This window comes from Streptomyces sp. NPDC090077, assembly GCF_044747545.1.
Lineage (GTDB): Bacteria > Actinomycetota > Actinomycetes > Streptomycetales > Streptomycetaceae > Streptomyces.
This window is the reverse complement of the sequence record NZ_JBIVEG010000001.1, coordinates 727,656-742,831: the sequence shown is the minus strand read 5'-3', so window position 1 is coordinate 742,831 and position 15,176 is coordinate 727,656. Positions and strand designations below refer to the sequence as shown.

Annotated in this window: 13 protein-coding genes; 8 read left to right on the top strand and 5 right to left on the bottom strand. The window is 74.5% G+C overall.

Annotation, left to right across the window (positions count from 1 at the left end; translation table 11 throughout):
* Positions 1-14: 14 nt before the first annotated feature.
* The 4 genes from ACIPW5_RS03245 to ACIPW5_RS03230 all read left to right on the top strand — a co-directional run bounded on the left by ACIPW5_RS03245 (position 15) and on the right by ACIPW5_RS03230 (position 4,984).
* Positions 15-1,568 carry a DUF6777 domain-containing protein gene (locus ACIPW5_RS03245; protein WP_401239596.1) on the top strand — a complete coding sequence of 518 codons (1,554 nt, stop codon included), beginning with the start codon at positions 15-17 and terminating at the stop codon, positions 1,566-1,568.
* Positions 1,569-1,575: 7 nt separating this feature from the next.
* Positions 1,576-3,639, top strand: coding sequence for a SpoIIE family protein phosphatase (locus ACIPW5_RS03240; RefSeq protein WP_401240083.1), 2,064 nt, complete (start codon positions 1,576-1,578; stop codon positions 3,637-3,639).
* A 73-nt stretch (positions 3,640-3,712) separates the two neighbouring features.
* The gene (locus ACIPW5_RS03235) at positions 3,713-4,573 is read left to right on the top strand and encodes an Fpg/Nei family DNA glycosylase (protein ID WP_401239593.1); all 861 of its coding nucleotides are present in this window, start codon (positions 3,713-3,715) and stop codon (positions 4,571-4,573) included.
* A 27-nt stretch (positions 4,574-4,600) separates the two neighbouring features.
* On the top strand, positions 4,601-4,984 hold the full coding sequence (locus tag ACIPW5_RS03230; protein ID WP_401239590.1) for a hypothetical protein: 384 nt from the start codon (positions 4,601-4,603) through the stop codon (positions 4,982-4,984).
* A 16-nt stretch (positions 4,985-5,000) separates the two neighbouring features.
* On the opposite strand, the gene ACIPW5_RS03225 is transcribed toward ACIPW5_RS03230, so the two are convergent.
* The gene (locus ACIPW5_RS03225; RefSeq protein WP_401239588.1) at positions 5,001-6,029 is read right to left on the bottom strand and encodes an NAD(P)-dependent alcohol dehydrogenase; all 1,029 of its coding nucleotides are present in this window, start codon (positions 6,027-6,029) and stop codon (positions 5,001-5,003) included.
* Positions 6,030-6,168: 139 nt separating this feature from the next.
* On the opposite strand from ACIPW5_RS03225, the gene ACIPW5_RS03220 reads away from it, so the two are divergent.
* Positions 6,169-6,882: a TetR/AcrR family transcriptional regulator C-terminal domain-containing protein gene (locus ACIPW5_RS03220; protein WP_401239585.1), complete on the top strand. Its 714-nt coding sequence runs from the start codon at positions 6,169-6,171 to the stop codon at positions 6,880-6,882.
* On the opposite strand, the gene ACIPW5_RS03215 is transcribed toward ACIPW5_RS03220, so the two are convergent.
* The gene (locus ACIPW5_RS03215) at positions 6,879-7,379 is read right to left on the bottom strand and encodes a hypothetical protein (protein WP_401239583.1); all 501 of its coding nucleotides are present in this window, start codon (positions 7,377-7,379) and stop codon (positions 6,879-6,881) included. The genes ACIPW5_RS03220 and ACIPW5_RS03215 overlap by 4 nt on opposite strands.
* 209 nt (positions 7,380-7,588) lie before the next feature.
* Complete coding sequence (locus ACIPW5_RS03210) at positions 7,589-8,122, bottom strand: sigma-70 family RNA polymerase sigma factor (RefSeq protein ID WP_401239580.1); 534 nt, start codon at positions 8,120-8,122, stop codon at positions 7,589-7,591.
* Positions 8,123-8,420: 298 nt separating this feature from the next.
* Between ACIPW5_RS03210 and ACIPW5_RS03205 the strand changes: the two genes are divergently transcribed.
* On the top strand, positions 8,421-9,620 hold the full coding sequence (locus ACIPW5_RS03205) for a CapA family protein (protein ID WP_401239578.1): 1,200 nt from the start codon (positions 8,421-8,423) through the stop codon (positions 9,618-9,620).
* Between the two features lie 15 nt (positions 9,621-9,635).
* Here ACIPW5_RS03205 and ACIPW5_RS03200 read toward each other — a convergent pair whose 3' ends face one another.
* Entirely contained in the window at positions 9,636-10,097 is a 462-nt protein-coding gene (locus ACIPW5_RS03200) for a universal stress protein (RefSeq protein WP_401239576.1), read from the bottom strand.
* 60 nt (positions 10,098-10,157) lie between these two features.
* Here ACIPW5_RS03200 and lysX point away from each other — a divergent pair, with 60 nt between their 5' ends.
* Positions 10,158-13,460 (top strand): bifunctional lysylphosphatidylglycerol synthetase/lysine--tRNA ligase LysX, encoded by a 3,303-nt coding sequence (gene lysX / locus ACIPW5_RS03195; protein ID WP_401239573.1) that lies wholly within the window; start codon positions 10,158-10,160, stop codon positions 13,458-13,460.
* A 91-nt stretch (positions 13,461-13,551) separates the two neighbouring features.
* A complete protein-coding gene (locus tag ACIPW5_RS03190; protein ID WP_401239570.1) occupies positions 13,552-14,415 on the top strand; it encodes a polysaccharide deacetylase family protein in 864 nt (287 codons plus the stop codon).
* A gap of 84 nt (positions 14,416-14,499) precedes the next feature.
* On the opposite strand, the gene ACIPW5_RS03185 is transcribed toward ACIPW5_RS03190, so the two are convergent.
* On the bottom strand, positions 14,500-15,162 hold the full coding sequence (locus ACIPW5_RS03185; protein WP_401239568.1) for a class F sortase: 663 nt from the start codon (positions 15,160-15,162) through the stop codon (positions 14,500-14,502).
* Positions 15,163-15,176: the final 14 nt, after the last annotated feature.

The window sequence follows — 15,176 nt, the reverse complement described above, 5'->3', positions numbered from 1 at the left end:
AAAGGGAGAGCAGTGTGAACGACGACCTGAACGACGTGCCCGCACCGACGTCCCGTCAGGCAGCGCGCCGTCAGGCACCGCGCCGTCACGTGCCCGCCCGTACGGCCCTCTTGACGGTCCTCGGCCTGATCGCCGCCGGCTGCTCCGGAGCCGCCCCCGAACAGACCAAGGGCCCGGTCCCCGAAAGCCTGGAACTCACCCTCCAGCCCGTCGGAGCGGCCGGGCCCGACCCCTTCACCCCCTCCTCCGCCACCGCCGAGTCGGCCCCCCTCCAGCCCCCGCTGCCCAACACGAGCGGACGCGGCGTCCGTACGGTCGGCGCCGCCACCCCCGGCCTCTACGGCGGCACCAACCGGCTCGGCAGCTGCGACGTGGAACGCCAGGTCGCCTTCCTCACCTCCGACGCCGCCAAGGCCCGCTCCTTCGCCGACGCCGCCGGGATCGAACAGGAGAAGATCCCCGACTTCCTGCGCGCCCTCACCCCCGTGGTGCTGCGCGCCGACACCCGCGTCACCAACCACGGGTTCCGCGACGGCCGCGCCGACGGCTACCAGTCGGTGCTCCAGGCCGGGACGGCCGTGCTCGTCGACGACCACGGCATGCCCCGGGTGCGCTGCGGCTGCGGCAACCCCCTCGGCGCACCGCGCTCCGCCAAGGGGAACCCGGTGCTCAAGGGGGACCAGTGGAACGGCTACCAGCCCAACCAGGTCATCGTGATCGAGCCGACCGTCCAGATCATCAAGCGGCTGGTCATCGTCAACATCGCCGACAACACCTGGATCGAGCGCAAGGCGGGCGATGACGGCGCCCAGGACAAGCCCCCCAGGGCCGTTCCCCCCTACGACCCGGCCGACGGCATCCCCAACGCCCCCGCCACCCCGGCCGACGACCCCTGCGCCGGCACGGAGGCGGACGCCCCGGCCCGGACCACCCCGCCCTCCTCCCCGCCGCCGGCCGGCCCCCCGACCCCGCCGGCCGGCCCCCCGGCCGCCGACCCGGACGTCCACCCCGCCCCGGACCCGGACGTCCACCCCGCCCCGGACCCGGCCGCGCCCCCGCTCCCCGGCCCCGAGGCCCTCGCGCCCGACGCCCCGGACGCGGGGGAGCCGCCCGCCTCGGACCTGATCCCCCCGCCCGGCCTGGACCCGCAGGCGCCGCCCGCCGTCCCGTCCGCCCCCGGCGCCGCCGGTCCGCAGGCCGCGGACCCCGTGGGCCCGGACGCCGCAGCCCCCGCGCCCGCTCCCAGCCCCTGCCCCTCGGCCACAGCCAAGGTCCCGAGCGCCCCCGCCTCCCCGCAGGACGCCCCCCGCGGCGCCCTGCCCCCGTCCGACGGCCCCGCCGCCACCCCGCCCGACGCGAACGGCGACCTCCCGCGCGACCTGCCGGACCCCGCCGCCCCGTCCGACCCCGCCCCGTCCGACCCCGGCCTGACCTACACCCCGGACGACGGCCCGGGCACCGGCGGCGACCCCGCCCTGCCCCCGGACGCGGCCGATCCCGCCGCCCCGGACGGCTTCCCCGACGGGCAGCAGGCCGGCGACGAGTCCCCGTACCTGGAGAGCGCCTGACGCGGCGCTGTGTCATGGTGGACCGGTGCCGAGCACCGTATCGCTGCCGGAGGACTGGCCCGCACACGCGGACCGTTCCCTGTCACTGAACCGGATGGGCAGTTTCGACTGGGACCTGGTCACCGGGCTCATGCACATGGACGCGGCGGCCCTCGACGTCTTCGACACGACCCCGGACGAGTACGACGGACGGCCGGGATCGCTGTCCCCGCGCGTTCCGCCCGCCGAGTCCGCCCGGCTGGACGCCCTCGTCTCCAGCGCCCTCAAGAGCGGCGTCGACACCTACGGCGCGTACTTCCGCGTCCGCTGCCGCGACGGGACCCTGCGCTGGACCCACACCCAGGGCCGCGTCATGCGCGACCCCGACGGCCGCCCGTACCGGGTCATCGGGATCGTCCGCGACGCGACCGAGGAACTCAGCCACTCCGCCGAACGCCTCGGCCTCGACGAGGAGCGCCGGCGCCAGACCACCGTGGTCGAGAGCACCACCGCCGCCCTCGCGCACGCCCGGACCGTACGCGACGTCATCGACGTCATCGGCGACGCCCACGGCCTGGAACGGCTCGGCTCCATGGGCATGGTGATGGGCCTCGTCGAGGCAGGCCGGATCCACCTGGTCGCCGAGGGCCCCGCCGACAGCTTCGTCCCCGGCACCCGCTACACCCGCGTCGACGAGCAGTACCCGATGAGCGAGGTCGTCCGCTCCCTCCAGCCCCGCTTCCTCGACTCCGCCGAGGAGTTCGCCGAGGGCTACCCCGACCTCTGGTCGAAGATCTCCTCCATGCGGATATCGGCCGCCGCCTACCTGCCGCTGATCGCCCAGGCCCGCCCGATCGGCGCGATCGGGCTGCTCTACCAGGACAAGGACGGCTTCACCCAGGACGAGCGGAACCTGCTCGTCGCCCTGGGCAGCAGCATCGCCCAGAGCCTCCAGCGCGCCATGCTGCTGGAACAGGAGCACGACCTCGCCGAAGGCCTCCAGCAGGCCATGCTGCCCCGCCGGATCCCGGAGGTCCCCGGGGCCCAGATCGCCGTCCGCTACCGGTCCGCCCGGATGGGCCAGGACATCGGCGGCGACTGGTACGACGTCATCCCGCTGCCCGGCGGCCGGGTCGGCGCCGTCATCGGCGACGTCCAGGGCCACGACACCCACGCCGCGGCCGTGATGGGCCAGCTGCGCATCGTGCTGCGCGCGTACGCCGCCGAGGGCCACTCCCCGGGCACCGTCATGGCCCGGGCCTCCCTGTTCCTGCACGAGCTGGACACCGACCGCTTCGCGACCTGCACCTACGTGGAGGCCGACCTCTCCACCGGCGTCCTCCAGCTGGTCCGCGCCGGGCACATCGACCCGCTCCTGCGCACCCGCGACGGGGAGTGCCGCAGGCTGCCGGTGGAGGGCGGGATGCCGCTCGGCCTGTCGGCGGAGTTCGGGCGGCTGGAGTACCCGGTGACCACCGTGGAGCTGGACCCGGGCGAAACGCTCGTGCTGTGTACCGACGGGCTGGTGGAACAGCCCGGCGCCGACCTCGACGACGGCGTCAGCCTGCTGACCTCCCTGGTCCGCGGCGGCCCGGCCGACCTCCAGCGGCTCGCCGACCGGCTGTGCGAGGTCGTCGACGACCGGGGCGGCGACGACGACATGGCCCTGCTGCTGCTCCGCCGCCAGGGCGAGGAGACCCGGCCCGGCGGCGGCCGGCTCCGGCAGCACGTGGCCCCCGGGGACCCCGAGGCGCTCGTCGCCGCCCGGCACATGATCGGCGCGGCCGTCCGCTCCTGGGGTGCGCGGGAGCGGGCCGACGAGATCGAGCTGGTCGCGGACGAGCTGATCGTGAACGCCCTGATGCACACCGACGGCCCGGCGATCGTGACCCTGCGCGTCCTGACCGGCCCGGAACGCCGGCTGCGGGTGGAGGTGGAGGACCGCTCCAGCGCCCTCCCGCGCCGCCGCGAGGCGGGGGAGGCGGGGGTGTCGGGGCGGGGCCTGATGCTCGTGGACCGGCTGGCGGACGTCTGGGGCGTCGAGCCCCGGGGCGGCGGCAAGTGCGTGTGGTGCGAGTTCGTGATGGGCTGAACGGCCGGACCCGGGCACGCCCCGCGCCCGGGTTCCGGTCGCGGGCCGCGGGCCGGGGCGGCAGGCTGGGAGGGTGCCCGAGCTGCCGGAGGTCGAGGCCCTGAGGGAGTTCCTCGACGAGCACCTCGCCGGGCGGGTGGTCGCCCGCGTCCTCCCGCTCGCGGTCAGCGTGCTCAAGACCTACGACCCTCCCCCCACCGCCCTCGAAGGGCGGCCCGCCGGACCCGTGGCCCGGTACGGCAAGTTCCTCGCCCTGCGCATCGGCGGGCTCCACCTCGTCACCCACCTGGCCCGGGCCGGCTGGCTCCGCTGGCGCGAGGAGTTCCCCGCACAGCCGCCCCGCCCGGGGAAGGGCCCGCTCGCACTGCGCCTCGTACTGGAGGGCGGCGGCGGCTTCGACCTCACCGAGGCGGGCACGCAGAAGCGCCTCGCCGTGTACGTCGTGCACGACCCCCGGGAGGTGCCGGGCATCGCCCGGCTCGGTCCCGACCCGCTCGCCGACGGCTTCGGCAGGGACGCCTTCGCCGCGCTGCTGGCCGCGGAGCGCAGGCAGATCAAGGGCGTGCTCCGCGACCAGAGCGTGATCGCCGGGATCGGCAACGCGTACAGCGACGAGATCCTGCACGCCGCGCGGGTCTCGCCCTTCAAACTGGCCGCCTCCTTCGACGAGGAGCAGGTCACCCACCTGTACGGGGCCGTGCGCGAGACCCTGCGGGCCGCGGTGGAGCGGGCCCGCGGGCTGGCGGCCCAGGACCTGAAGGCCGAGAAGAAGAGCGGCCTGCGGGTGCACGGCCGGGACGGCGAGCCCTGCCCCGTGTGCGGGGACACCGTCCGTTCGGTGTCCTTCGCCGACTCCTCGCTCCAGTACTGCCCGACGTGCCAGACCGGGGGCAGGCCCCTCGCGGACCGCAGGCTCTCCCGCCTCCTCAAGTAGCCCGGCCCCTGCGTAGACTCCCGCACCATGGCCGAGCAGCAGCCGCCGCCCCGGCGGGAGATCGTGACCGGCGTCCCGCGCGCCGCCCGCCGCCGTCCGCCCGCGCACACCCCGGCCCGCTCGGAGATCTCCGAGCAGACCAGCCTCGGCGCCACCTACGTACGGGCCCTGATGCGCAGCCAGCTGCGCGCGGGGTTGGGCGCGCTGGCCGTGCTGGCCCTCCTGCTCGGGCTGCTGCCGCTGGGCTTCCTGCTGCCCCGGGCGGCTGCGGGCCCGCTGGTGTGGGTCGCGCTCGGCCTGGTGGCGTACCCGGCGATGTGGCTGATCGCCCGCTGGTACGTGGGCCGGGCCGAGCGCAACGAGGCCGACTTCACGGGCCTGGTGGCGGACCCGGCCGAGTCGGCCCCCTGACCCTCACCGGCCCGCCCTAGAGCGGCACGGTGATCGCCAGCTTGCCCGTGACGCGGCCGTCGAGGAGGTCACGGACGGCCGTGGCGGTGTCGCCGAGCGGGTAGACGCGGTCCACGACGGGAGTGAGCGCGCCCCGGTCGACCAGGGCGGTCAGGTCGCGCAGCCCGTCGGCGTGCTCGGAGGCGATGAAGGTGCCCAGGTGCCGTCCGCTGAACGGGGACAGCAGCTGTGCGCGGAGCTGCCGGTCGGTGCCGCCGAGCCAGCGGCCGTCGGTCTCACCGCCGGTGATGACCAGCCGGCCGCGCGGAGTGAGGGCCCGGCACAGGCGGCGCAGGCCGGAGTTGCCCGCGATGTCGATGACCACGTCGTACCGCCGGGAGCCGGCGAGGTAGTCCTCGCGGGTGTAGTCGACCACGTGGTCCGCGCCCAGCGCCCGTACGGCCTCCAGCTTCGAGGTGCTCGCGACGGCCGTGACCCGGGCGCCGGCGGCGTGGGCGAGCTGGACGGCGAAGCTGCCCACGCCGCCCGAGGCTCCCGTGATCAGGACGTCCTGACCTTCCCGCACCCGGCCCTTGTCGCGGACGGCCTGGAGTGCCGTGAGCGCGCTGACGGGCAGCGTCGCCGCCTCCTCGAAGGTGAGTCCGGCGGGCTTGGGGGCGATCCGGTCGGGGCGGGCGACCGCGTACTCGGCGAACGCGGCGGGGGCCGTGCCGTAGACCTCGTCGCCGGGAGCGAACCCGGTCACGCCGGAGCCGACCGACTCGACGACGCCGGCGATGTTGCGGCCGGGGTTGGGGAGCTTCGGTCTTCGCAGCCCGCTCACGGGCCGGACCGCGTACGGCAGGCCGGCCATCAGGTGCCAGGTGCCCCGGTCCACGCTGGAGGCGCGCACGCGCACCAGCACCTGGCCCGGTCCCGCGCCGGGGCGGGCGAGCCGCGCCGGGAGCAGCACCCCCTCGGGTCCGGCGCCGTAGTGCTCCTGCACGACGGCCGCCATCGTCCCGCCCGCATCGGTGACCGCCGTCGGCCCGCTCGTCCTCGTCATGTTCTCCGGTCCTGTCCCGCCGTCTGTCGCCCACGGCTGTAACTTACGCCGTAAGTGCTTCACTTACGCCGTAAGTAGAGCACTTACGGCGTAAGCTCGTCAACGCCGGGAACCCAGGATGAGGAAGTGACGGTCCACCGTGAGCCCACGTACCACCGGGCGGCCGCCCCGCGAGCCGCTCACCCGGCAGCGGGTGCTGGACGCCGCCGTCGCACTCGCGGACGCGGGCGGGCTGGAGACGCTCAGCATGCGCCGGCTCGGCGAGGCCATCGGGGTCGAGGCGATGTCGCTGTACAACCACGTGGCCAACAAGGAGGCCCTGCTCGACGGGATGGTCGACCTGGTCTTCGCCGAGGTCGAACTGCCCGTGCCCGGCGACCGCTGGCGGCCGGCGATGCGGAGCCGGGCGGTCTCGATGCGCCTCGCGCTGGCGCGCCACCCCTGGGCGATCGGGCTGATGGAATCGCGCTCCGCGCCGGGCCCGGCGACGCTGCGGCACCACGACGCGGTCCTGGGCTGTCTGCGCCGGGACGGGTTCTCCCTCGTCCTGACCGCGCACGCGGTCTCGGTCATCGACAGCTACGTCTACGGGTTCGCCCTCCAGGAGAAGACGCTCCCCGTCGGCTCCCCGGAGGAGACCGCCGGACTGGCGGACGCCATCATGAGCGGTTTCGGGGACGGCGAGTACCCGTACCTCACCGAGATCGCGACCGCCCACGTCATGCGGCCGGGCTACTCCTACGGCGACGAGTTCGAGTACGGGCTGGACCTCGTCCTGGACGGCCTCCGACAGGCGGCGGACCGGCCGCAGGGGACCGCCCCGTCGGAAGGGGACGCCGCCCCGGGGCTCTAGAACAGGTGCATCGCCAGGTGCCCCAGCGGCAGGCCGAGCTGCCAGGCCGGGGTCCACACGCGGGCGTTCTCGTCCAGGGCCGGCGGGGCGTCGTCGGCCTCGCCGGGCCGGCCCGGGTCGAGGTTGGTGGCGAAGAGCTCCGTGCGGTCCAGCCAGCGCCACGCCGCCCGGGCCAGCTCCAGGTCCGGGTCCTCGCCGCCGCGCTCGCGGGCCTCCTCGCCCAGCGCGAGGAACCGGGTGTGGACCCAGTCGCGCCAGGGGTGCCCGTACGCCGTCAGGGAGAGCCACTCGTCGAGCTGCGAGACCACCCGGATCCCGGACAGTTCGCCGGCCGCGTCCGAGAGGTAGATCGTCAGCGCGAGCGTGTCGCGCCCGGCCCGGAACTCCAGCGTGCTCACCGGGATCAGCCGCCCCGTGCGCAGCAGCTCGTCGGCGATGTACTCCGCGTAGAGCCACGCCATGGGCACAGCCAGTCCGCCGTCACTGGTGCCGTTCATACCCTCGGGCTGCACCGTGCCACCCTCTCCCGCGTGTCGAGCCTGCCGCCGTCACCCCTGAGCCTTCACCGGACGGCTCGCGGAACGGGGGATGTTTACTCAACTTGCACGGACTGGTGCCGATATCGGTGTGATCCGTGTCCGGATCGTGCGCTTCGGGGGCGATCCTTGAGTGTTTCTCCAGCGGGCCCGCGGCGCGGGGGCACCGCTCAGGCGCCGAGCCCGTACCCCTGGAGCCCCTTCCGCAGGGCGCGCAGGGCGTAGTACGTACGGGACTTGACCGTCCCGGCGGGGATGCCGAGCTCCGCCGCCGCCTCGGCCACCGAGCGGTCCTGGAAGTAGACCTGCATCAGCACGGCCCGGTGCTCCGGCCCGAGGCTCCCCACCGCCCGCCGGACGTCGATCGCGGTGACCGAGCCGGCCACCGCGTCCACGGGGGCGGGCGCCTGCTCCAGACCGTCGGGGTCGACCTCCTGCGGCCGCGACAGCCGTGCCCGGCGGGCGTCGATCGCGAGCCGCCGGGCCACCGTGAACAGCCACGGCCGCATGGACTCGTGCCCGGTGGCCAGGACCTCCGGGTGCTGCCAGACGCGTACCAGGGTCTCCTGGACGAGGTCCTCCGCGCGCTGGGAGTCGCCGGCCGTGAGGCCGAGCAGGAAGCCGAACAGGGCCCGCCCGTGGTCGCGCTGGAGTTCGGCGAGCGCCTCGGGTTCCGTGCGCTGGAGGGTGGGGGAGGGCGACACGAGTGGCTCCTTCCGGGTCCGCTGGGCTGCCGGGCCGCGGGCCGGGCTGGGGGGCGTCCCACTCACCCTCACCTGCACCGGGCCGCCCGGGAACCGTCCGGCGGGGGCGTTGCGCCCAAGGCCCCGGGTCGTCCGGTGGGCGGCCGCGCCGGGCGACGAACGGTCGAACGGCGCGGCGAACGGCCATCGGCCGTCGGGGTGGGACGCGGCCGGAGGACGGCGCCGCTCCTTGACTTGAAAGCCCTCCTCCTATGGATTTCATTTGATCCGACAGTCCTACAAATGGGAGCTGGGACAGATGACCCAACGCACCCGGCGGGCCCTCGCCCTGCTGACGGCCCTGCTGCTCCCGGCGTCGGCCGCCGGCTGCTCCACCGCAGGCGACCGGACCCCGGCCCGCCTCGGCTCCAGCGCCGCCGGAGCCCCCGCCGGCACCTCCCCGGCCGCCCCCGCCGCCCGGGGATTCACCCTGGTCGCGAGCGGAGACGTACTCCCGCACACCTCGGTCATCAAGCGCGCGGCGGCCGACGCGGACGGCGACGGCCACGACTTCCGGCCGATGTTCTCCCGCGTCAAGCCGGTGGTCTCGGCGGCGGACCTGGCCCTGTGCCACATGGAGACCATCTACGGCGAGGACGACGGCCCCTTCAGCGGCTACCCGGCCTTCGTCTCCCCGCCCGCCGTCGCCGACGCCCTCAAGGACGCCGGGTACGACGGCTGCTCCACCGCCTCCAACCACACCCTCGACGACGGGGCCGAGGGCATCGCGCGCACCCTCGACCGCTTCGACAAGGTCGGCCTCGGCCACGCCGGCTCCGCCCGCACCGCCGCCGAGGCGGCGCGGACCACCCTCTACCCGGCCGGCTCGGCGAAGGTCGCGCACCTCGCGTACACCTACGACACCAACGGCTACCCCATGCCCGACGGACAGCCCTGGGCGGTCAACCTGATGCGCCAGGACAAGATCCTCGCGGACGCCCGAGCGGCCCGGAAGGCCGGCGCGGACGTGGTGCTCGTCAGCCTCCACTGGGGCACCGAATGGCAGACCGAACCGGACGGGACGCAGCTCTCGCTGGGCAGGGCCCTCACCGCCGCGCAGACCGGCGGACGCCCCGACATCGACATGATCCTCGGGACGCACGCCCACATCCCCCAGGCCTACGAGAAGGTCAACGGGACCTGGATCGTCTACGGGATGGGCGACCAGGTCGCCGGCGAGATGTTCAACCACTCCGGAGCCCGCGACATGCGCGGCAACTACGGCTCCATCGCCCGCTTCACCTTCGCCCCGCCCGCCGCCCCCGGCGGGCGCTGGCGGGTCACCGGCGCCGAGTTCGTCCCGCAGATGATGGACCTGTCCATCGGCAGGGTCGTCAACCTGCCCGCCGCCCTCGCCGAGGACCCCGGCGACGAGGAGTACGAGAGCGCCGACGAGGCCGTCACCGAGGCCGTCCTCAGCCGCGGCGCCGCCGAGGACGGCCTGAAACGCGCGCGCTGAGGGGGCGCGGGAGGGCTACGGGACGACCGTCACCGGCCAGCGGCCCGCCTTGACCAGGCGGACCGCGACCGAGCCCACGATCCGGTGCCCGGCCTGCTCGGAGGCGCCGACCACCACCGCGTCCGCCCGGAGCTCCTCCGCGGCGCCCACCAGCCCCGCATAAGGATCCCCGCGGAAGGTGTGGAACTGCCAGCGCACCTCGAAGATGCCCTTCAGACGCTCGGCCGAGGCACGGATCTCGGCCACCAGCCCCTCGGCGATCTCCCCGGTCGTGTCCGCCACCGGCGCGCCCAGGGAGGCCCCGCCGGCCAGTACCGGCTGGACGTACACCAGGGCCAGCAGCGCGTTCTGCCGCCGCGCCAGCCCGGCCGCGTACGCGGCGGCCCGGAGCGAGGACTCCGAGCCGTCAACCCCCGCGAGGATCACCTTCGGCCCGTCGGTGCCGCGCTCGAATCCCGTGTTCACGTGCTCCGTCACCCTGCCGAGGCTATCCGGTTCGGCGCGCGGAGCGGCGCCGCCCTCCCTACAGTGCCAAGCATGAGCGCCACGCTGGAGGAGACCCGGGGGACCCGCAACCGCTTCCTGCACCGGGTCCCGGACGCCTTCGGGGCGTTCTTCGGAACCCTGGGCCTGGTGTGCGCGCTGCTGGCGCTCTCCCCGACGCTGCGCAGGCTCCTGCGGCCCGTGGTGCGCTTCCTCGACGACTTCGTGGTGCCCGTCAGCGAGAACCTCGCGTACGCCGTGTTCCTCTTCCTCCTCGCCGCCGCCCTCGGCACCCGCAAGAAGATCGCCTGGTGGATCGTCGTCACCTATCTGGCCCTGCTGATCCTGGTCGACCTGCTGATCATCGCAGACGGGGACTTCTGGGTCGGGGGCCCCTCCATGGTCCTCGCAGTGGCCGCGCTCGGCGTCCTGGTCGCCGCCCGCAAGGAGTTCTACGCGGCCTCGCGCCCCGGCGCCGTCTGGCGGGCCCTGCTCGTGCTCGGCCTCGGGCTGCTCGGCGCCGTGTTCCTCGGCTGGGCGCTCGTCGCGCTCTTCCCCGGGACCCTGCCCAAGGGGCAGTGGCTGGACTGGGCCGCCAAACAGGTCTTCGGCGGGCTCTTCTCCGCCCGCCAGTTCGACGGCCACCCGCCCCGCCCGCTCTACTTCCTGCTCGGCCTCTTCGGCGCCCTCGCCCTGCTGAACGCGGCCGCCACCCTCTTCCGCTCGCAGCGGCTGACCGCCGCCCTGCACGGGGACGAGGAACCCCGGATCCGGGCACTGCTGGGCGCCTACGGACGGGCCGACTCCCTCGGCTACTTCGCCACCCGGCGCGACAAGGCCGTCGTCTTCGCCCCGAACGGCAAGGCCGCCGTCACCTACCGCGTCGAGGCCGGGGTCTGCCTGGCCAGCGGCGACCCGGTGGGCGACCCCGGCGCCTGGACCCCCGCCATCGACGCCTGGCTCGGCGTCGCCCGCCGCTACGGCTGGCAGCCGGCCGTGATGGGTGCCTCCGAGGACGGGGCCACCGCGTACGCCCGCTCCGGCCTGAGCGCCCTCCAGCTCGGCGACGAGGCCATCCTGCACGTCGCCCACTTCGACCTCGACGGCCGCGACATGCGCGTCACCCGGCAGGCCGTCAACCGGGTCAGGCGGACCGGCGCCACCACCGTGATCCGCCGCCACTCCGCCCTCACCGAGGAGGAGATGCGGACCATCGTCGACCGGGCCGACCACTGGCGCGACACCGAGACCGAACGCGGCTTCTCCATGGCCCTGGACCGGCTCGGCGACCCCGAGGACGGGGACTGCCTGCTGGTGGAGGCCCTCGACGCGGACGGCGAGCTGATCGCCCTGCTGTCCTTCGTGCCCTGGGGCAGGGACGGCATCTCCCTCGACCTGATGCGCCGCGACCGGTCCGCGCCCAACGGGGTCATGGAGTTCATGGTGGCCCAGCTGTGCGCGGCCGCCCCCGGCCTCGGCGTGCGCCGGATCTCCCTCAACTTCGCCGTGTTCCGCTCGGCCTTCGAGGAGGGCGGGCGGATCGGCGCGGGCCCGGTCCTCAAACTGTGGCGCCGGCTGCTGCTGTTCTTCTCCCGCTGGTGGCAGCTGGAGGCCCTGTACCGCTCCAACGTCAAGTACGGCCCCGAGTGGTACCCGCGCTTCCTCTGCTACCAGGACGCCGGCTCGCTCGCCCGGGTCAGCCTCGCCTCCGGCATCGCCGAGGGCTTCGTCTCCGTGCCCAGCATGCGCAAGCTCTGGGGCAACGGCCACGCCAAGGGCCTCACCGCCCCCGCCAACACCGCGGGGCTGCCCTCCATCGACTCCCTGGGCCTGGACCTCGTGGGGGAGGACGGCGACCGGGCCCCCGCCGAGCGGCTGCCCGAACAGGTCCGGGTCCGGCACGCCAAGCTGGAGCGGATCCGGGCCGCCGGGACCGACCCCTACCCGGTCGGGATCCCGCAGCGCACCCACACCGCCGCCGCCCTCGCCGCCGCCCGCCCCGGCCGCACCCCCGGCGCCCGCACCGGCGAACGGGTCACCGTCGCCGGCCGGGTCATGGTCGTGCGCGACCTCGGGGGCGTGGTCTTCGCCGTCCTGCGCGACTGGACCGGCGACGCCCAGCTGATGTTCACCCGCGACGAGTCCGGCCCCGGCGTGCTGGACGCCTTCACCTCCCAGGTCGACTTCGGCGACCACGTCGTGGCCACCGGCGAGGTCGGCGCCAGCCGCAGCGGCGAGCCGTCCGTCGTGGTCGGCTCCTGGCAGCTCACCGGCAAGTGCCTGCGCCCCCTCCCCGACAAGCGCAAGGGCCTGGCCGACCCGGAGGCCCGCGTCCGGCGCCGCTACCTCGACCTCGTCGCCAGCCCCGACGCGCGGGACGTCGTGCGCGCCCGCTCCAGCGCGGTCCAGGCACTGCGCCAGGGCCTGCTGGACCGCGGCTACCTGGAGGTCGAGACCCCGATGCTCCAGCAGATCCACGGCGGGGCCAACGCCCGGCCCTTCCGCACCCACATCAACGCCTACGACCTCGACCTGTACCTGCGCATCGCCCCCGAGCTCTACCTCAAGCGGCTGTGCGTCGGCGGCATGGAGAAGGTCTTCGAGATGGGCCGCACCTTCCGCAACGAGGGCGTCTCCTACAAGCACAACCCCGAGTTCACGATGCTGGAGGCCTACCAGGCCTTCGCCGACTACGACGTGATGCTCGACCTCACCCGGGAGCTCATCCAGGGCGCCGCCACGGCCGCCTTCGGCTCGCCCGTCGCGCACAAGGCGGGCCCCGACGGCAAGCTCGTCGTCCACGACATCTCGGGACCCTGGCCGGTCAAGACGATGTACGGGGCCATCAGCGAGGCCCTCGGCGAGGAGGTGGACGCCGACACCGAGGAGCACCTGCTGCGCGTGCTCTGCGACCGGGCGGCCGTCCCGCACGGCCCCGACGACACCCGCGGGGACGTGGTCCTGGAGATGTACGAGAGGCTGGTGGAGGAGCGGACGAAACTCCCCACCTTCTACAAGGACTTCCCGACCGACGTCTCCCCGCTCACCCGCCAGCACCGCAAGGACCCTCGGCTGGCCGAACGCTGGGACCTGGTGGCCTTCGGCACCGAACTGGGCACCGCCTACTCGGAGCTGACCGACCCCGTCGAGCAGCGCCGCCGGCTGACCGCCCAGTCGCTGCTGGCGGCGGGCGGCGACGCCGAGGCGATGGAGCTCGACAACGACTTCCTCGACGCCCTGGAGTACGCCATGCCGCCCACCGGCGGACTCGGCATCGGGGTCGACCGGCTGGTCATGTTCCTCACGGGCCTGACGATCCGCGAGACGCTGCCGTTCCCCCTGGTGCGACAGGGCTGATCAACGGGACGGCTGGTCCGAGGGGGTGACGGGGGCGGGGCGCGTCCGCGCCTCTCGACATCTCCGGCGATGTCGTTGATACGTAGTAATAATGAAAAATGACGAGCCGACAGTGGGACGACGCGTGCTCCTGCGTACCGCCGTCTTCCTCGGAATCGCCGCCGCCTCCGGACTGCTCAGCGCCGGCGAGGGCGGCCCCCAGGGCGGGTCCACGGCCGGCGCCCCCGGTACCCCCGCTCCCGCCCCCGGAGCCCCCGGACTCCGTCCCGAAGGCCCCCCGGACAAGTCCTACCGGCTGCGGCCCATGACCGCCGAGGCCCCCGCCCGGCCCCCCGCCGCCAAGCCCGCCGTCCGCACCCGGCCCATCCTGGAACTGCCGGCCGGCCCGGACACCGGCAACGCCATGGTGCTCACCTTCGACGACGGCCCCGACCCCCGCTACACCCCGGCCATCCTCGACACCCTCGCCCGGTACGGGGTCCGCGCGATGTTCTTCGTCTGCGGGGAGATGGCCACCGAGAACCGCGCCCTGCTGCGCCGGATCGCCGCGGAGGGACACGTCATCGGCAACCACACCTGGACGCACCCGCTCATCCCCAGCCTCTCCCGGTCCGCCCTGGAGGCCGAGATCGGGCGCACCAGCGAGGTCGTGCACCAGGTGACCGGACAGGCCCCGCTGTGGTTCCGGGCGCCCTACGGGGCGTGGAACCGGGCCGCCTTCGAGATCGGCGCCGACCTCAACATGGAGCCCTTCGCCTGGACCGTGGACACCCTCGACTGGAAGGAGCCGGGGAGCACCACGATCGTCTCCCGGGTACTGGCGGGCGCCGGGCCGGGGGTGGTCGTGCTGAACCACGACGCCGGCGGCAACCGCTCGCAGACCGTCCGCGCGCTGGAGGCGTACCTGCCGCAGCTCCTCGGGCGCGGCTACCGGATGACCCTGCCGGCCCGCTGAGGCCGGCCCCGTGGTCCCCCTCCCGGCGGGTGCGGGGGACCACGGGGGCGGCGAGGCCCGCCGCTGCCCAGGTGAAACGTTCCGTCAGCGGGTCGACACCATCCGGGCGAAGACCACCACGTTGCCGTCGTACCCCTTGGCCTTGGAGTAGCTGCCGCCGCAGGTGATCACGCGCAGCTCCGGGTGGCCGGTGTCCCCGTACACCCGGGAGCCGGGGAAGGCCTCCTTGGAGAACACCTCCACCCCGTACACCTCGAAGACCGCGGTCCGCCCGTCGTAGCGCTCCACCTCGATCCGGCTGCCCGGCTTGAGCGAGCCGAGGCCGTAGAAGACCGCCGGGCCCTGCGCGTTGTCCACGTGGCCCACGATCACCGCGGAGCCCTGCTGGCCCGGCGAGATGCCGTTGAGGTACCAGCCCGCGAGGTTGCGGTCCTGCGGCGGCGGGGCGTCGATCCAGCCCTGCGCGTCCAGCCCGACCGTCATCACCGGCGCGTCCACGTTGATCGTCGGGATGCGGATGCGCTGCACCGACGAGTGCTCCAGCACCTCCACGTCCGCCGCCGGCGCGGGCGGCCGGTCCGGCAGCCGGTCCGCGTGCGCGACCGCCGCCGCGGCGGCGGGCTGCGGCGGCCCGGCCTCGGCGTTCGCCCCGTTCCTCATCATGGCGAGGCCGCTGAGCATGACCAGCGCGAGCGCTCCCCAGGGGGAGCGTCTCCTCGGCCGCTGCTCGTACTCGTCCTCGGTCATGGCTCTCCCTTCCC